Origin of the sequence: Sodalis sp. RH20 (genome assembly GCF_047324205.1) — a bacterium.
Classification (GTDB): Bacteria; Pseudomonadota; Gammaproteobacteria; order Enterobacterales; family Enterobacteriaceae; genus Acerihabitans.
On sequence record NZ_CP178733.1, the window covers coordinates 5,450,039 to 5,467,490 of the forward strand.

Consider the following 17,452-nt stretch of genomic DNA (forward strand, 5'->3'; position numbering starts at 1 on the left):
TGCTCCCAATAAAAAAATTAAAGGCCGGGCCGGGCAACGGGCCGGGCGGCGGGGCGAAGGCAGTTGCCCGCCAGGAACGCCGCCAGGCTCAGCGCCAGGGCGGGCACAATGGGATGGAAACCGCCGATATGCACATCAAGGGTGGCGAGCACGGCGTAACAGACCCCGCCGGCGATCATCGCGCTCAGGGCCCCGGCCGCGTTGGCGCGTTCCCAGTATAGCCCCAGCACCAGCGGCCACAGAAATACCGCCTCGAGCCCGCCGAAGGCCAGCAGGTTGAGCCAGATGATCATCTCCGGCGGGCGCCAGGCGGCCACCATTAATAACAGGCCCAGCGCCAGCGTGACCGTGCCCGACATCCGCGTCAGCAAGCGTTCGTTGCCCGCCTGGGCGGGACGCAGGCTGAGATAGAGATCCTTGACGATGGTCGCCGAGGATTGCAGCAGTTGCGCGTTGATTGTCGACATGATCGCCGCCAAAGGCGCGGCCAGAAATATGCCGGCCACCACCGGCGGCAGGACGGTGATCATCAGCGTCGGGATCACCTGGTCGGGAATGGTCAGGTCGGGTAGTATCGCCCGGCCCAGGGCGCCGGCAAGGTGCATGCCCAGCATCAGCACGCCGATCACCAGGGTGCCGATAATAATGCCGCGATGTACGGCTTTGCTGTCCCGGTACGAAATGCAGCGCACCGCGGTATGGGGCAGGCCGATAACGCCGAAGCACACCAGGATCCAGAACGACGACATAAACTGCGGCGTCAGCACGTGGTCGACGCCTGTCGGGGATACCAGCGCCGGCTGGATGTGCTGGAGTTTGGTCACCGCTGCGGACAGGCCGCCCGCGGCGTGGATAACGCTGAACAGCAGGATAAAAGTGCCCAGCAGCATGACCAGTCCCTGGAAAGCGTCGTTGAGCACGCTGGCGCGAAAACCACCGAACGACGTATACAACGCGATGCTGATGCCGAAAATCAGCAGCCCGGTATCGTAGGGGATGCCGGCGGCGGTTTCCAGCAGGCGCGCGCCGCCGATAAACTGCACCGTCATGGCGCCGATAAAGGCCACCAGCAGGCTGATGCTGGCAAGCCATACCAGCAGCGGGCTTTGATAGCGGGCCAGCAGCATATCGTTGAGAGTGACCGCGTTGTAGCGGCGGGCGAGGATGGCGAATTTCTTGCCGAGCACGCCCAGGGACAGCCAGACCGTCGGCAGTTGGATCATCGCCAGCAGTACCCAGCCGAGTCCATATTTGTAGGCCGCGCCCGGCCCGCCGATAAAGGAGCTGGCGCTGATATAGGTGGCGGTGAGGGTCATCGCCAGCACAAACCCGCCCATCGAGCGGTTGCCGAGGAAATATTCCGTCAGGAACTCGCCTTTCTGGCGGCGGCGGTAGGCATAGAACGAAAGCGCGAAGACCAGGACCAGGTAGGCAATCAGCGGTAAAAGGATCTCACTTTGCATCATTATCCTCCAGGGGGATATCGCGGTAGATAACGCGCACCATCAGCCAGCAAAGCGCCAGGAACAGCAGCGGCACCCACAGGCAGGCCATTTCAAACCAATGGGGCAGGCCGGTGATCCCCTGCCGGTCGTCGGGCAGGTAGGCGGCCAGCACCCAGGCAATCAGATAGGCCACCGCCAGGCCAAACGCCCACCGGGCTTCGCGGTGAGCCTGAAGAAATCGTTTATCCATGATGTCTTGGTACCGGGATGAATGAATGATAACGAAAAAAAGGCGATTTTACGGCATGCAGCCGATTTGCATAGTGCTAAAGGGGATTTAAACGGAAAAGGCCGGTGACAACCGGCCTTTTGCAGCGCGGGTTATTTTTCCACTAAACCGAGCTTTTTCTCCAGGTAATGGATGTTGGTGCCGCCGTGCTGGAAGTTTTCGTCGTTCATGATTTTCAGCTGCAAATCAATGTTGGTTTTGATGCCGTCGATGATAAGCTCCGCCAGCGCATTTTTCATGCGCGCGATGGCCACGTCGCGGTTCTCGCCATAACAAATCAATTTACCAATCATGGAATCATAATACGGCGGTACGGTATAGCCCGCGTAGATATGTGATTCCCAGCGCACGCCGAAACCACCCGGCGCATGGAAGCGGGTGATCTTGCCCGGACTAGGCATAAAGGTGTTGGGATCCTCGGCGTTGATACGGCATTCCACCGCGTGCCCCGTAACCCGTACTTCGTCCTGCTTGATGGACAAAGGCTGGCCGGCGGCGATGCGCAGCTGTTCCTTGATGAGATCCACGCCGGTAATCATTTCGGTAACCGGATGCTCCACCTGGATGCGGGTATTCATCTCAATGAAATAAAACTCACCGTTCTCATACAGGAATTCAAAGGTGCCGGCGCCGCGATAGCCGATATCCCGGCACGCCTTGGAACAGCGTTCGCCGATGTAGCGGCGCATGGCTTCGGTAATGCCCGGCGCGGGCGCTTCCTCCACCACTTTCTGGTGGCGGCGCTGCATGGAGCAGTCGCGTTCCGCCAGGTAGATGGCGTTGCCCTGGCCGTCCGCCAATACCTGGACCTCGATATGCCGGGGATTTTCCAGGTACTTTTCCATGTAAATGACATCGTTGTTAAACGCCGCCTTGGCTTCGGCGCGGGTCATTTTGATCGATGATTCCAGCTCGTTGTCGCCGCGCACGACGCGCATGCCGCGCCCGCCGCCGCCGCCCGAGGCCTTGATGATAACCGGGTAACCGATACGCTTGGCCACCGCGCGGTTTTTTTCCATATCATCGCCGACCGGGCCGTCGGAACCGGGCACGCAAGGCACGCCGGCTTTTTTCATCGCGCTGATGGCCGAAACCTTGTCGCCCATCAGGCGAATGGTTTCGGCGCGCGGCCCGATAAAGATAAAGCCGGAGCGTTCAACCTGCTCGGCAAAATCCGCGTTTTCGGACAGGAAACCGTACCCGGGATGGATGGCCACCGAGCCGGTAATTTCCGCCGCCGAAATAATCGCCGGGATGTTGAGATAGCTTTTTACCGAAGGCGCGGGCCCGATACAAATGGTTTCATCGGCCAGCAGTACGTGTTTCAGATCGCGGTCCACCGTGGAATGCACGGCCACGGTCTTAATACCCAATTCCTTACAAGCGCGCAAAATACGCAGCGCAATTTCACCACGATTGGCGATAACAATTTTATCTAGCATGTGGCGCCTCGTTATTCGATGACGACCAGCGGCTCGTCGAATTCAACCGGTTGACCATTGTCCAGCAGAATGGCTTTGACCACCCCGGCTTTGTCGGACTCTATCTGGTTCATCATTTTCATGGCTTCGACGATGCACAGCGTGTCGCCGACATTGACCTTTTGTCCGACTTCGATAAAAGGTTTCGCGTCAGGGCTTGGGGTGCGATAAAACGTGCCGACCATCGGGGAGCGCACCAAATGGCCGCTCATGGCGGCGGGTACGGCGGCGGCCTGCTCGGCCGCAGGCGCGGCGGCGACCACCGGGGCCACCTGCTGCTGGACCGCGGGGATATAAGCCTGTTGCATCATGGGATAGGCAGGCATGGCCGGAGCACGGCTGATACGAACCGATTCCTCACCTTCGGAGATTTCCAGCTCTGAAATGCCGGACTCTTCAACCAGTTCAATCAGCTTCTTGATCTTACGAATATCCATGAGTGGGGTTCCATACTCTAATTAATTGGATGCAGACAGACGATTGACCGCCGTCTGAAAAGCAAAATTATAACCATCGGCGCCGAGGCCGCAGATAACGCCAACCGCAATATCGGAGAGATAGGAATGATGTCGGAATGGCTCGCGCGCATGCACATTGGATAAGTGAATTTCAATAAATGGGATGTTTACCGCTAACAGCGCGTCGCGCAACGCTACGCTGGTATGGGTAAACGCCGCGGGATTGATCACGATAAAATCGGTATTACCGCGGGCCTGATGGATGCGATCTATCAGGACATGTTCCGCATTGGATTGCAGGTGGCTTAACGTCACGCCGAGAGCCTGCGCCTGTGTTTCAAGGCTGCTGATGATATCGGCGAGCGTGGTGTGGCCATACTTATCCGGCTCACGGGTCCCGAGCAGATTCAGGTTGGGACCATTGAGGAGCAAAATGTGAAACTTATCCGCCATCGTGCCGCTATCTCCGGTTAATTAACGAAGCCCCGTAAAAAATAACCTTCCGTAACCGTTTTGTCACCTTTTTGATGAAAAATCCGGGCCAGAGTGTTAACAGGGTCAAGCATTATAATGATATCGCAACTTTTCGCAGCAACATACTGGCGTTATCTGCGAAGATAAGCTGGACGCGGTATCCAAAGTGGAGTGCAAGATAGCGCATTTTGGCGGGGGAATGAAATAAAAAATTCCGCGGCTAGCGCCACCAGCCGCGAAATTTTTTGTAACGCAGTGCTAACAGAACCGCCGCCGCCAGAGCATACAACACCGGCTGGGGCGAGAGAATTTTGACCGACCAGAGATAGTGTATCGGCGCCAGGATCGCCACCACATAGACCAGATTGTGCAGCGTTTGCCACCGGCTTTTCAATTGCCGCTGGGCGCGCTGGGTGGAGGTCAGCGCCAGCGCCAGTAAAATCAGCCAGCTGATGATGCCCAGCGTCAGGTAGGGGCGGGAGACCAGTTCCCGGCCCAGCAGGCCGAGATTGTCGATGCCCAGTTCAAGCACGGAATAGCTCAGCAGATGCAGGCTTACCCAGGCGAAACACCACAGGCCGATAAGACGGCGGCAGCGGATCAGCAGGGGTTGGCGGCCATACCGGGCCAGCGGGGTTATCAACAGCGACGCTAGCAACAGTTTTAGCCCCATGCGCCCGGTAAAGTGCTGGATATCCTTGGCCGGGTCGGCGCTGAAATCGCCCTGGCTGACCGCATAGACCAGCCAGACCAGGGGCAGGAACGCCGCCAGGTGAATCAGTACCTTTAGCCAGAAAATGTGTTTAAGGTTAAGCCGCACTCAGAAATTCTCCCGCAAATCCAGGCCACGATATAAGCCGGCCACCTGTTCGGCGTAGCCGTTGAACAACAGGGTCGGCTGGCGTTTTACATCCAGGATGCCGCCGGCGCCGATAGCCCTTTCCGTTGCCTGGGACCAGCGGGGGTGATCCACATGCGGATTCACGTTAGCGTAAAATCCATACTCGTTCGGCGCGGAAAGATTCCAGGTGGTGGGCGGCTGCTCGCGCGTCAGCCGGATATGGACAATGGATTTGATGCCCTTAAAACCATATTTCCAGGGGGTAATCAGGCGGATGGGCGCGCCGTTTTGCGGCGGCAGCGTTTTGCCGTAAACGCCGACCGTCATCAGCGCCAGCGGGTTCATGGCCTCATCGATCCGCAGCCCCTCCACATAAGGGTAATCCAGGCCGCCGCCGATATAACGGTCTTTTTCTCCCGGCATCTGCTCTGGATCGTCCAGGGTCTGGAACGCGACATAACGCGCCTGGCTGGTGGGCTCCGCCAGCTTAAGCAGTTTTCCCAGCTCAAAACCGGTCCAGGGCACGACCATTGACCAGGCCTCCACGCAGCGCAGCCGGTAAATACGTTCTTCCAGCGCAAAACGTTTCAGGATGTCGTCCATGTCAAGCGTCATGGGCTTAGCCACTTCGCCGTCGATGACCACTTTCCAGCCGTCGGTTTTCAGGCCGCCGGCGTTGGCCGCCGGATCGGCTTTATCCAGGCCGAATTCGTAGAAATTATTATAGCCGGTGACTTTATCATACGGCGTCAGCGGCAAATCGGCATGCCAGGCGGCGGGCCGGCTGAAAGACAGATCCTTGCCCGTCGGCGCGGCGGGGGCGGCCTTGTCGCCCTTAAACCAGGACAATACGTTGGCCCGGGCCGACAGCGGCAGGCTGAGCGAGGCCGCGGTGATGCCCAGCGCTTGCAACACCTTACGCCGCTGGAAAAACACGGCCTCGGCGGTAACGTCGGCTTCCCGCAGTTTGCGGTTTCGGGTCATAATCGTCTCCATTAAGCAATTAAGGCTCTGTAGCCAGTATGACGTATAAAACGTTTTTTTATTCCGGCGTCCCGGCGACTATTTTTCCACGCCACCCGTCGGCTGGCGATATTTTGCCCGCTTTGGTTGAAAATATGTCATTTTGTCCGTACTGACGATAAAATATCGTCAGGCTTACCTCAGATATTTTACCGGGGCACAGGGATGCGATTACTCGTCAGACTTTCCGCTATGGTGGCCTTGCTGTGCGCGCTGGTGATGTTATTGATGCTGGCGGGCAGCGCGTTAAGTTTTTTTTACCTCAACGAGCACCGTACCGATCGGCAAATGGCGGCGCTTGCCGCGGCGCTCGATGAGGCGCTGTCGACCCAATCACCCGCCGACCTGGCGCGCTGGCTGCCGTTTGCCCTGCAAAGCGGCGGCATCAGCGAGCTGGAAATCCGCCGCGGCGAGACCACGCTGAACCGTTTCCTGCCCGCCGGCCTGGCGGAGAGCGGCCATCCTCCCTCCGATTTCCTGCGCCGCAGCCTGGCGTTGCCCCATCATCCCGACTTGCTGGTCCGGCTGACCTATCCCACGGCGCTGTTAAGCGAGGTGCGCTCGCTGGCGGTGACCGCGCCGGTAAGCATCGCCATCGTCCTGATGGTGCTCTCTTTGCTGATGGGGTTACGCTGGCTGCGCCGCCAAATCCAGCCGCAGGAAACCCTGGAATACCGTGCCCGGCGGATTATGCATGGGGAGCGCGACAGCGTGTCGGGCAATGCCGGCGAGCCGCCGTCGCTGACCAGCAGCGCCATCGATCGCCTGCTCAGCGACCTTGCGCAGGCCCGCGAGCAGCGTAGCCGGGTGGATATCCTGATCCGGGCGTTCGCGGCGCGCGATGCCAAGACCGGGCTGAGCAACCGGCTGTTTTTTGACAACCAGCTGTCGCTCCAGCTGGAAGACAGCCAGGAAATGGGGCCGCATGGCGTGGTGATGATGCTGCGGCCGCCGGATCCCGAGCTGCCGGAAACGCGCCAGGGCAAAACACAGGCCCTGGAACTGATACAGGCGCTGATACAGCTGATCGCCACCTATGTGATGCGTTATCCCGACGCGCTGCTGGCGCGTTATTTCCGGCGCGATCTGGCGGTGCTGCTGCCGCATTGCTCCCTCAAGGAGGCCGAGTCGCTGGCGGCGCAACTGGTGGCGGCGCTTGCCACCCTGCCGGGCGTAGCGGGCCATCACCGCGACGATGTGCTCCATATCGGCATTTGCGTCTATCGCCAGGGCCAGACGGCGGTGGAGGTGATGGAGTCCGCTGAGCAGGCCGCCCGCGAAGCGGAATTGCAGGGCGGCAACGCCTGGTCGGTATTCGACAAGCGGGTACCGGAGCAGGTGCGGGGCAATGTCAAATGGCGCACCTTGCTTGAACAGACCCTGGCGCGCGGCGGGCCGGAGCTGTTTACCCGCGCGGCCTACCGGCGCGATGGCCGTCTGGATCATCATGTGGTGATCAACCGTATCCCCGAAGGCGGCCAGGCGTTGGCCGCCGCCGAATTTATGCCGATGCTGCGCCGCCTTGGACTGATGGAGCGCTACGACCGGCAGCAGCTGACCCGTATCCTGCCCCTGCTGGCGCAATTGCCGGAACGGGTGCTGGCGATAACCCTGAGCGTTGACTCGCTGCTGCAACGCGACTTCCGGCTGTGGCTGCGCAATACGCTGATGCAATGCGAAAAAACACAGCGTCGGCAAATTATGTTTGAACTTGTGGAGGCCGATCTTTGTCAACACTTGGTGCGGTTGCGTCCGGTGTTACGCTTGCTGGACGCGCTGGGCTGTCGTCTAAGCGTGGTACAGGCGGGGCTGACGGTGGTGAGTACCGCCTATATCAGCGCGGTGACGATATCTCTCATCAAGCTGCATCCCGGCCTGGCAAGGGAAATCGATCGCCGTGCTGAAAATCAGCTGTTCATCCAGAGCTTGCCCGAAGCCTGCGTCGGCACCGCGACCCAGGTTTTCGCCACCGGCGTAAGGACCCAACTGGAATGGCAAACGCTGGTGGATAACGCGGTCGCAGGGGGACAAGGGGACTTTTTTGCCCCGATAGTGCCTCTGGACGAGATGGTAAAAAAATATTCACGCCAGGATGCGTGAATAGTATAAAAGTTCGTGAAAAATTAACGTACAATACGCCCATTAACCTAATTGGTTAGTAGGTACTTACATTACCTGGAATCAGGTGCACTGCCAGATTTTCTGCCTGCGGTTGCCAATCTGTCGCTCCTTTGCCGTTTATCAGTGGCCACGCCGCCGGCGCGTCCGCCCGTATACGGCAGGCAGAGCGATAAGTGCCGACACCGGCGCCGGAAGTAATCTCGCATTTCATCTGACTAAAAACCGCGTCAGGGATTTCTTCGGTGTGTGGGAATGTTAACGAGGACGTATTTTCATTGAAGCAGCGCGTTATTGCGCCTTGTCGCTGCTTCTCGTGGTTGGTAAAGTAGGCGGATTTTATCTTTCGCCCCAGCTTGCAGGATTATCCTTCAGTTATGTTTAAAAAATTTCGTGGCATGTTTTCCAACGACTTGTCCATCGACCTGGGTACAGCCAATACCCTGATTTATGTAAAAGGACAGGGCATTGTCCTGAACGAACCTTCCGTCGTCGCGATTCGTCAGGATCGCGCCGGCTCGCCGAAAAGCGTCGCCGCCGTCGGCCATGAAGCCAAACAGATGCTGGGTCGCACACCCGGCAATATCGCGGCGATTCGTCCGATGAAGGACGGCGTCATCGCGGATTTCTTCGTCACCGAAAAAATGCTGCAGCACTTCATCAAACAGGTTCACAGCAACAGCTTCATGCGCCCGAGTCCGCGGGTGCTGGTTTGCGTCCCGGTCGGCGCCACCCAGGTGGAACGCCGCGCGATCCGTGAATCGGCCCAAGGGGCGGGGGCGCGCGAAGTGTTCCTGATTGAGGAACCCATGGCCGCCGCCATCGGCGCCGGGCTGCCGGTGTCAGAAGCCACCGGCTCCATGGTGGTGGATATCGGCGGCGGCACCACGGAAGTGGCGGTGATCTCCCTGAACGGGGTGGTTTATTCTTCTTCCGTGCGTATTGGCGGCGATCGCTTCGATGAGGCTATTATTAATTATGTGCGCCGCAATTACGGCTCATTGATTGGCGAAGCCACCGCCGAACGCATCAAGCATGAAATTGGATCCGCTTATCCTGGCGATGAAGTCAGGGAAATCGAAGTCCGCGGCCGTAATCTGGCCGAGGGCGTGCCCCGGGGCTTTACCCTGAACTCCAATGAAATCCTTGAAGCGCTGCAGGAGCCGTTAACCGGCATCGTGAGCGCGGTCATGGTGGCGCTGGAACAGTGCCCGCCCGAGCTGGCCTCCGATATCTCCGAGCGCGGCATGGTCCTGACCGGCGGCGGCGCGTTGCTGCGCAATCTCGACCGTCTGCTGATGGAAGAGACCGGCATACCCGTGGTGGTGGCGGAAGATCCCCTCACCTGCGTCGCCCGTGGTGGCGGCAAGGCGCTGGAGATGATCGATATGCACGGCGGTGATTTGTTCAGCGAAGAATAACCTGCCTCGAAAAGGGGGGAACCACCCGGGTGAACGCTGAGATTTCTCATCCTGGTCGGCGCCCCCCTTTTTTGTTGAGGAAAATGCATAGCTTATGAAGCCGATTTTTAGCAGGGGACCTTCTCTGCAACTCCGACTGTTCCTGGCCGTGATGGTGGCTATCGCCATTATTATCGCCGACAGCCGGCTCGGGACCTTTGTGCAGATACGCACATACATGGATACCGCCGTCAGCCCGTTCTATTTCCTGGCCAATGGTCCGCGCAAGATGCTGGACAACGTGTCGGAAACGCTGGCGTCGCGCGGACAGCTCGAGCAGGAGAACCATACCCTGCGCCAGGAACTGCTGCTCAGGAACAGCGAACAGCTGCTGCTGGGGCAATTCCGGCAGGAGAACGCGCGTCTGCGCGAGCTGCTCGGTTCGCCCCTGCGCCAGGATGAGCAGAAGATGGTCACCCAGGTTATCTCCACCAGTACCGATCCTTACAGCGACCAGGTGGTGATCGATAAAGGTCTGGACAGCGGCGTTTATGTCGGCCAGCCGGTCATCAGCGACAAAGGCGTGGTGGGCCAGGTAGTGGCCGCCGGCAAAATGACCAGCCGGGTGTTGCTGATTTGCGATGCGTCCCATGCCTTGCCCATCCAGGTCTTACGCAACGATATCCGGGTCATCGTGGCCGGCAACGGCTGCACCGAAGATCTGCAACTGGAGCATTTACCGGGCAACACCGATATCCGCGTCGGCGATGTGCTGGTGACCTCCGGTCTTGGCGGCCGTTTCCCCGAAGGATATCCGGTGGGCGTGGTGTCGTCGGTTAAGGTCGATACCCAGCGTGCCTACACCGTGATCCAGGCCAGGCCGACCGCCCAATTGCAGCGGCTGCGCTATTTGCTGTTGTTATGGGGAGCCGACCCCCGGGGCGAGGTGCCGCTGCCGCCGGCGGAGGTCCATCGGGTGGCCAATGAACGCCTGATGCAGATGATGCCGCAGGTGTTGCCGTCCCAGGATAGCATCATGGGGCCGGAAGCGCCGGCAAGCGCACCGGCCGCGGCGCCCGCCGCCGCTGCGCCGGCGGCGGACGCCAGGGCGGGGACCTCCCGCGCGGCACCGGCCGGCAATGCGTCGCCGGCCAATCACGCGGCGACGGGTCGCGCCGCGCCGGCGGGCAATCGCACCGCGGCGGATAGCGCTGCGCCGGCATCCAGCCGTACGGCCCCCGCCGGCAGCGCGCCGGACGCCAACCCGACGTCCCCCGCCGGCAACGCGCCGGCAGCCGGCCATACGGCGCCGGCTTCAGGGCGGTCCACGCCGGCGGTGAATCCGTTTTCCGGGTCCCGGCAATGAACCGTTATCGCCGCAACGGCACCTGGGTCATCTGGCTCTCATTTCTTCTCGCCATCGTATTGCAAATCATGCCGTGGCCCGAGCAGCTTTACCTGTTCAGGCCCTCCTGGCTCAGCCTGGTGCTGATTTACTGGGTGATGGCGATACCACACCGGGTTAATGTCGGCACCGGCTTCGTGCTGGGGCTTATCATGGATCTCATCCTGGGTTCCATCCTGGGCGTCAGGGCGCTGGCGTTAAGCATCCTGGCCTACCTGGTGGTCTTCAAATTCCAGTTGTTTAGGAATATGGCCCTATGGCAGCAGTCGCTGATCGTGGTAATGCTATCATTGACCATGCATGTCATCGTGTTCTGGGCTGAGTTCCTGGTGATCAATATTTCATTCAGGCCGGAAATTTTCTGGAGCAGCGTCGTGGACGGCGTGTTATGGCCGTGGCTGTTTTTACTGATGCGTAAAGTGCGCCGCCAGTTTTCCGTGCAATAGGGGCTGTTATGACCGCGATATATCTGGCTTCCGGCTCACCCAGGCGCAGGGAATTGCTCACATTGCTGGACGTGCCGTTCGACGTGCTCTGCGCCCCGGTGGCGGAACTGCGCCGCGCGGGGGAGAAGGCGCCGGAATATGTGCGCCGGCTGGCGCTGGAAAAAGCGTTGGCCGGCGTGGCGATAGCTCCTGAACCGCGTCCGGTGCTGGGAGCGGATACCATCGTGGTGCTGGATGGCCGCATCCTGGAAAAACCGCGCGACGGCGCCCATGCCGCCGAGATGTTAACGGCCCTCTCGGGACAATGCCACCAGGTGATGACGGCGATCGCTTTTGCCGACGCCGGGCATCAGCTTTGCCTCAGCGTCGTGACCGAAGTCACATTCCGCCTGTTGTCGCCGCAGGAGATTCATCGCTATATTGCCTCCGGTGAACCCATGGATAAAGCCGGGGCTTACGGCATCCAGGGATTGGGCGGGGTTTTTGTCAGGGCTATCAATGGAAGCTATCACGGCGTGGTGGGTTTGCCGCTGGTGGAAACCTCTGAATTGCTTTGCCAGTTTATTGCTTTACGTAGTCTGAGAGGACAACATGGCTGCTGAATTACTGGTTAATATCACGCCTTCCGAGACGCGGGTCGCTTATATCGACGGCGGCATTTTGCAGGAAATCCACATTGAACGCGAGGCCCGGCGGGGTATTGTTGGTAATATCTATAAAGGCCGGGTCAGCCGCGTACTGCCGGGCATGCAGGCGGCGTTTATCGATATCGGCCTGGATAAGGCGGCGTTTTTGCATGCGTCCGATATCATGCCGCATACCGAATGCGTCGCCGGCGAAGAGCAGAAAAACTTCCATGTGCGCGATATTGCCGAACTGGTCAGGCAGGGACAGGACATCATTGTACAGGTGGTCAAGGATCCGTTGGGCACCAAAGGCGCGCGCCTGACCACCGACATTACGCTGCCCTCGCGTTACCTGGTGTTTATGCCCGGGGCGTCCCATGTCGGCGTATCCCAACGCATCGATAGCGAGGAAGAGCGCGAGCGCCTTAAGCGCACCGTGGCGGATTACTGCGATGAGCACGGCGGGTTTATTATCCGCACCGCGGCGGAAGGCATCGGCGAGGAGGAACTGGCCCAGGATGCCGCTTTTCTCAAACGCCTGTGGACCAAGGTCATGGAGCGCAAACGCCGTAACCAGAGCAAATATATGCTTTACGGCGAGCTGGCGCTGGCGCAGCGCATCTTGCGTGATTTTGCCGGCGCCGCGCTGGATCGCATCCGGGTGGACTCCCGCCTGACCTTTGATCTGCTGGTGGAGTTTACCGGTGAATATATTCCGGAGATGACCCACAAGCTCGAGCATTACAACGGCAAACAGCCTATCTTTGATCTTTATGACGTGGAAAACGAAATCCAGCGCTCACTGGAACGTAAAGTCGAGCTGAAATCGGGGGGATATCTGATCATCGACCAGACCGAGGCGATGACTACCATTGATATTAATACCGGCGCGTTTGTCGGCCACCGGAACCTGGATGAAACCATCTTCAACACCAATATCGAGGCCACGCAGGCCATTGCCCGCCAACTGCGGTTGCGTAACCTGGGCGGCATTATTATCATCGATTTTATCGATATGGTTAATGAAGAACACCGGCGGCGGGTATTGCATTCGCTGGAGCAGGCGCTGAGCAAGGATCGGGTAAAAACCGGCATCAACGGCTTCTCCCAGCTCGGCCTGGTGGAGATGACCCGCAAACGCACCCGTGAAAGTATTGAACATGTGCTGTGCAGCGAGTGTCCTACTTGTCATGGCCGCGGCACGGTGAAAACCATTGAGACCGTTTGTTATGAAATTATGCGCGAGATCGTGCGGGTGCACCATGCCTACGAATCCGACCGTTTTTTGGTATACGCCTCGGCGGCGGTGGGCGAAGCACTGAAAAGCGACGAATCCCATGCGCTGGCGGAGGTGGAGATTTTTGTCGGCAAGCAGGTTAAGGTGCAGATCGAACCGCTCTACAGTCAGGAGCAGTTCGACGTCGTGATGATGTAGCCAGAGGATTCAGGCCCGGCGTAGAGCATGACACGCGGGCAGGAGATAAAAATAAATACTTGCCGTAAGCGGTGCGACGGGAAGCAAGGAGAAAGGCGTGAAGCGACTGCCGGGGATATTGCTGGCCCTATGTGCAACCCTGATTGTCCTGGTGGCATTAGCGGTCAGTGCGTTACGCCTGGCGTTGCCCCATCTGGACAGCTTTCGCCCGCAAATTGTCCAAACCCTAAACAACGCTACCGGACTCCATGTCCAGATCCGTGAAATGCACGGCACTTGGCAGTCCTTCGGCCCGACGCTTGATATCCGCGCCATTGAATCCGTTACCGCCGATGAACAGCTGCGTATCCAGCGCGTTACCCTGGCCCTGGACGTCTGGCAATCGCTGCTGCACTGGCGCTGGCAATTTCGCGACGTCACGTTTTATCGATTGCAGCTGGATTTAAATACCACCCTGCTGGGCCGCGACCATCAGGGCAGCCCCATTAAATCCGACCAGCTTTCCGATCTGTTTTTACATCAGTTCGACCACTTTATCCTGCGCGACAGCGAGCTCTCTTTCCTGACGCCCTCGGGGGAGCGCACCATGCTTTCGGTGCCGCAACTGACCTGGCTCAACTCACGCCAGCGCCACCGGGCGGAAGGACAGATAGCCTTATCCAACGTTGATGTGCAGCAGGGCGCGATCCAGTTGCGCATGGACCTCAATGATGAAAACGGTCTGCTGGACAACGGCAAGATCTACTTGCAGGCCGATAATATCAATCTCAAGCCATGGTTCAGCCAGTGGGTGCAAAGCCAGACCGGCTTGCAACGGGCCGATTTTAGCCTGGCCGCCTGGCTGAGCCTGGATCATGGCGATATTACCGGCGGCGACGCCTTTTTCAGCCAGGGGACGGCTAGCTGGCAGGACGGAGACCAGGACCACCGCGTGGACGTGGCGAAATTGGCCCTGCACCTGAGCAAACAGGGCGACGGATGGCAAATGGACGTGCCGGTGCTCAACATCGCCACCGACGGGGAATCCTGGGCGCCCGGCGCGCTCTCGCTGTTCTGGCTGCCGGAAAAGAATCATCTGTTCGCGCCCGACAGGGCCGGGGAAATCCGCCTGCGGGCGAAAAACCTGGAGCTACAGCGTTTCAGTCCCTTCTTGCCGCTGATATCCATTATTACACCTAACCTGCGCGCCCGCTGGCAGGATCTGCAGCCCAAAGGGGTACTGTCCACCCTGGCGCTGGATATTCCGCTTAATAACCCGGAAAAAATCCGTTTCCAGAGCGACTGGCGCGATCTCAGCTGGCAGCAATGGCAACTCCTGCCGGGCGTGGATCATGTCGGCGGTTCGGTGGCGGGAACCCTTGCCGCCGGCCGGCTAAACCTGGCGCTGGATAACAGCACCTTGCCGTATAAAGATATGTTCCGCGCGCCGCTGGAAGTGCAGCGGGCCAGGGCCGCCCTTGACTGGCGCAATGATGAGCAGGGCCTGCGGTTATGGGGCAGCGATATCGATCTGCAGGCCACCTCGCTGTGGGCGACCGGGGACTTTTATTTTCATCAGCCCCTCAACGGTGATCCGTGGCTGGATGTGCTGTCCGGTCTGCGCTTGTATGATGCCGCCCAGGTCTGGCGCTATTTTCCCGAGCCGTTAATGGGCACCCACCTGGTCAATTACCTCACCGGCGCGTTGAAAGGCGGGCAGGTGGATAACGCCACGCTGGTCTTTGCCGGCGATCCCAAACAATTCCCGTTTAAGCATAACGACGGGCAATTCGAGGTACTGGTGCCGCTGCGCCATGCGGACTATGAATTTGAACCCGGCTGGCCGCGGCTGACCGATCTGAGTATCGATCTGGACTTCCTGAACGACGGTTTGTTTATGCGCGCGCCGCAGGCGAAACTGGGCGAGGCGACCGGCAGTAATATCGTGGCCGCCATCCCCGATTATTCCAAACAGCTGCTGTTGGTGGATGCGGATGTCAGCGGGTCCGGCCCGGCCATCGGCGCCTATTTTAACCAGACTCCGTTGCAGAAATCCCTTGGCGCGGCGCTTGCCGAGCTGCAGGTCGGCGGCAATGTTAGTGGGGACTTACACCTATCCATACCCCTTAGCGGCCAGGCAGTCACCGCATCGGGTCAGGTGAATCTGGCCGACAACAGCCTGCTGATTAAGCCGCTGGGCACCACTATGAACAACCTGAACGGCCAGTTCCGCTACCATAATGGCAACCTGGACAGCGATATGCTGTCGGCAAAGTGGCTGGGACAGCCGGTAGCGGTGCGCTTCACGACGCAAGAGCTGCAAAAAAGCTTTGATATCAACGTCGATATGCAAGGGGACTGGTCGGTGGCCCATCTGTCCGGCCTGCCCGAACCCATGGCGAAAGCGCTGGGAGGACGGGCCTCCTGGCAGAGCGTGATGGCGATAACCTTGCCGTTGCAAGGCAAACCCGCGTATACCGTGGATGTCACTGCCGATTTAAAAAATGTAAGCAGTCACTTACCTGCGCCATTGGATAAAGCGGCCGGCCAGCCGTTCCCATTAGCGGTCAAGGCCCAGGGCGGTCTGACGGGCTTTACGTTGAGCGGACATGCCGGCAAGAATAATGCCTTTAACAGCGAATGGCAGTTGGGCAAGCTGGTTACGCTTGCGCGCGGCGCCTGGGCCACCGATAACGCCAGGATACCGCCGCTGCCGGACGGCAAAAGCCTGACGCTGAATCTCCCGGCGCTGGACGGCGAAAAATGGCTGGCGTTAATGACGCCGCAGTCCCGCTCGGCGGGCAAAGCGGTGGCCAGCCGGTTCCGTTTCCCGGATGCCCTGACGCTGAATACGCCGTTATTGGCCCTGGGCGGCCAGCAATGGCACGCGCTGTCGCTGACGCGCCGCAATACCCTGGGCGGCAGCGTCGTTGAAGCCCGCGGCAAGGAAATCGACGGCAAGCTGGCGCTAGCGAACCAAGGCCCCTGGCGGGCGGATATCCGTTACCTTTATTATAATCCGCTGTGGCCGAAAAACGGCGCGGCTGGCGATACGCTCTTCCAGGATGACGACCCGGCCGCCGGCTTTAGCGACTGGCCGGCACTGCAGCTGCGCTGCCAGGAGTGCTGGCTGCTGGGGCAAAATCTGGGCCGGGTCGAGGCGGATGTGACGCCGCAGAAAAATACCCTGGCGCTGAGCCATGGCCTGGTGGATACCGGCAAATCCCGGCTGACGCTTGAAGGCGGATGGTCGCGTACCGGCCGGCAAAACCTGACCTCGGTCAAAGGCAAGCTGAGCGGTAAAAATATCGGCGAGGCGGCGGACTATGTCGGCATCGACACCCCATTGCGCGACGCGCCTTTTAACCTGGATTACGATCTGCACTGGCAGTCGCTGCCCTGGACACCCGAGATCGCCAGCCTGAACGGCGTATTGCACACCAATCTCGGCAAAGGCAAGATCGATAATCTCAGCAGCGGCCAGGCGGGCAGGCTATTGCGCCTGATTAGCTTCGACGCGCTGTTGCGCAAGCTCCAGTTCGATTTCCGCGACACCTTCGGTAAAGGATTCTATTTTGACTCCATTAAAGGTACCGCCTGGATTAAAGACGGTGTGCTGCATACCAACGACTCGCTGATTGATGGCCTGGAAGCGGACATCGCCATGAACGGCCAGGTGGATTTGAACGCGCAGCGCATTGATATGGAAGCGGTGATAGCGCCGGAAATCTCCGCCACCGTCGGGGTTGCCGCCGCGTTTGCCATCAATCCGGTGGTCGGCGCCGCGGTATTCGCCGCCAGCAAGGTCCTGGCGCCGCTGTGGAACAAAATCTCGGTGATTCGCTATCACATCACCGGCAGCCTGGATCAGCCGAAAATCGAGGAAGTGCTGCGCCAGCCGCGCACACCGGCGGGTCATAGTAAATAATCAGCGTGCATTTGACGCCGGCGTTGAATTGCCGCAGTCTATAAATATGACTATAACGATTGTTAGTACGATTATTATTCCAGCCGTTGCTGGCCAATCCATCA

14 protein-coding genes are annotated in these 17,452 nt (G+C 59.2%); 7 read left to right on the plus strand and 7 right to left on the minus strand.

Annotated features, from left to right (window positions below):
- Positions 1–17 precede the first annotated feature (17 nt).
- The 7 genes from panF to msrP all read right to left on the minus strand — a co-directional run bounded on the left by panF (position 18) and on the right by msrP (position 5,972).
- Positions 18–1,463, minus strand: a complete 1,446-nt coding sequence (gene panF, locus ACL2XM_RS24900) for a sodium/pantothenate symporter (RefSeq protein WP_410016720.1) — start codon at positions 1,461–1,463, stop codon at positions 18–20.
- A complete protein-coding gene (locus ACL2XM_RS24905) occupies positions 1,453–1,695 on the minus strand; it encodes a YhdT family protein (RefSeq protein ID WP_410013312.1) in 243 nt (80 codons plus the stop codon). The genes panF and ACL2XM_RS24905 overlap by 11 nt, the downstream gene beginning before the upstream one ends.
- A gap of 131 nt (positions 1,696–1,826) precedes the next feature.
- Entirely contained in the window at positions 1,827–3,176 is a 1,350-nt protein-coding gene (accC, locus tag ACL2XM_RS24910; RefSeq protein ID WP_410013313.1) for an acetyl-CoA carboxylase biotin carboxylase subunit, read from the minus strand.
- An 11-nt stretch (positions 3,177–3,187) separates the two neighbouring features.
- Positions 3,188–3,652: an acetyl-CoA carboxylase biotin carboxyl carrier protein gene (gene accB / locus ACL2XM_RS24915; protein ID WP_413731863.1), complete on the minus strand. Its 465-nt coding sequence runs from the start codon at positions 3,650–3,652 to the stop codon at positions 3,188–3,190.
- 21 nt (positions 3,653–3,673) lie between these two features.
- Positions 3,674–4,126 carry a type II 3-dehydroquinate dehydratase gene (gene aroQ / locus ACL2XM_RS24920; RefSeq protein ID WP_413721548.1) on the minus strand — a complete coding sequence of 151 codons (453 nt, stop codon included), beginning with the start codon at positions 4,124–4,126 and terminating at the stop codon, positions 3,674–3,676.
- Positions 4,127–4,367: 241 nt separating this feature from the next.
- Positions 4,368–4,967, minus strand: a complete 600-nt coding sequence (gene msrQ, locus ACL2XM_RS24925; protein ID WP_410013316.1) for a protein-methionine-sulfoxide reductase heme-binding subunit MsrQ — start codon at positions 4,965–4,967, stop codon at positions 4,368–4,370.
- Entirely contained in the window at positions 4,968–5,972 is a 1,005-nt protein-coding gene (gene msrP, locus ACL2XM_RS24930; RefSeq protein ID WP_410013317.1) for a protein-methionine-sulfoxide reductase catalytic subunit MsrP, read from the minus strand.
- A gap of 204 nt (positions 5,973–6,176) precedes the next feature.
- On the opposite strand from msrP, the gene csrD reads away from it, so the two are divergent.
- The 7 genes from csrD to yhdP all read left to right on the plus strand — a co-directional run bounded on the left by csrD (position 6,177) and on the right by yhdP (position 17,348).
- Positions 6,177–8,111: an RNase E specificity factor CsrD gene (gene csrD / locus ACL2XM_RS24935; RefSeq protein ID WP_413729348.1), complete on the plus strand. Its 1,935-nt coding sequence runs from the start codon at positions 6,177–6,179 to the stop codon at positions 8,109–8,111.
- A gap of 395 nt (positions 8,112–8,506) precedes the next feature.
- The gene (mreB, locus tag ACL2XM_RS24940) at positions 8,507–9,550 is read left to right on the plus strand and encodes a rod shape-determining protein MreB (protein ID WP_004385136.1); all 1,044 of its coding nucleotides are present in this window, start codon (positions 8,507–8,509) and stop codon (positions 9,548–9,550) included.
- Between the two features lie 94 nt (positions 9,551–9,644).
- A complete protein-coding gene (mreC, locus tag ACL2XM_RS24945) occupies positions 9,645–10,895 on the plus strand; it encodes a rod shape-determining protein MreC (RefSeq protein ID WP_410013319.1) in 1,251 nt (416 codons plus the stop codon).
- Positions 10,892–11,380 carry a rod shape-determining protein MreD gene (gene mreD / locus ACL2XM_RS24950; RefSeq protein WP_410013320.1) on the plus strand — a complete coding sequence of 163 codons (489 nt, stop codon included), beginning with the start codon at positions 10,892–10,894 and terminating at the stop codon, positions 11,378–11,380. The genes mreC and mreD overlap by 4 nt, the downstream gene beginning before the upstream one ends.
- Before the next feature lie 8 nt (positions 11,381–11,388).
- Positions 11,389–11,982: a Maf family protein gene (locus ACL2XM_RS24955; protein ID WP_413721545.1), complete on the plus strand. Its 594-nt coding sequence runs from the start codon at positions 11,389–11,391 to the stop codon at positions 11,980–11,982.
- A complete protein-coding gene (gene rng / locus ACL2XM_RS24960) occupies positions 11,972–13,441 on the plus strand; it encodes a ribonuclease G (RefSeq protein WP_410013322.1) in 1,470 nt (489 codons plus the stop codon). The genes ACL2XM_RS24955 and rng overlap by 11 nt, the downstream gene beginning before the upstream one ends.
- A 97-nt stretch (positions 13,442–13,538) precedes the next feature.
- Positions 13,539–17,348, plus strand: coding sequence for an AsmA2 domain-containing protein YhdP (gene yhdP, locus ACL2XM_RS24965; protein WP_413731864.1), 3,810 nt, complete (start codon positions 13,539–13,541; stop codon positions 17,346–17,348).
- The last annotated feature ends 104 nt before the right edge of the window (positions 17,349–17,452 follow it).

What these genes read in the sequence shown, in the direction of transcription:
- panF (WP_410016720.1), bottom strand. Translation starts at nt 1,463, where the DNA reads ATGCAAAGTGAGATCCTTTTACCGCTGATTGCCTACCTGGTCCTGGTC.
- ACL2XM_RS24905 (WP_410013312.1), bottom strand. Translation starts at nt 1,695, where the DNA reads ATGGATAAACGATTTCTTCAGGCTCACCGCGAAGCCCGGTGGGCGTTT.
- accC (WP_410013313.1), bottom strand. Translation starts at nt 3,176, where the DNA reads ATGCTAGATAAAATTGTTATCGCCAATCGTGGTGAAATTGCGCTGCGT.
- accB (WP_413731863.1), bottom strand. Translation starts at nt 3,652, where the DNA reads ATGGATATTCGTAAGATCAAGAAGCTGATTGAACTGGTTGAAGAGTCC.
- aroQ (WP_413721548.1), bottom strand. Translation starts at nt 4,126, where the DNA reads ATGGCGGATAAGTTTCACATTTTGCTCCTCAATGGTCCCAACCTGAAT.
- msrP (WP_410013317.1), bottom strand. Translation starts at nt 5,972, where the DNA reads ATGACCCGAAACCGCAAACTGCGGGAAGCCGACGTTACCGCCGAGGCC.
- csrD (WP_413729348.1), top strand. Translation starts at nt 6,177, where the DNA reads ATGCGATTACTCGTCAGACTTTCCGCTATGGTGGCCTTGCTGTGCGCG.
- mreB (WP_004385136.1), top strand. Translation starts at nt 8,507, where the DNA reads ATGTTTAAAAAATTTCGTGGCATGTTTTCCAACGACTTGTCCATCGAC.
- mreC (WP_410013319.1), top strand. Translation starts at nt 9,645, where the DNA reads ATGAAGCCGATTTTTAGCAGGGGACCTTCTCTGCAACTCCGACTGTTC.
- mreD (WP_410013320.1), top strand. Translation starts at nt 10,892, where the DNA reads ATGAACCGTTATCGCCGCAACGGCACCTGGGTCATCTGGCTCTCATTT.
- ACL2XM_RS24955 (WP_413721545.1), top strand. Translation starts at nt 11,389, where the DNA reads ATGACCGCGATATATCTGGCTTCCGGCTCACCCAGGCGCAGGGAATTG.
- rng (WP_410013322.1), top strand. Translation starts at nt 11,972, where the DNA reads ATGGCTGCTGAATTACTGGTTAATATCACGCCTTCCGAGACGCGGGTC.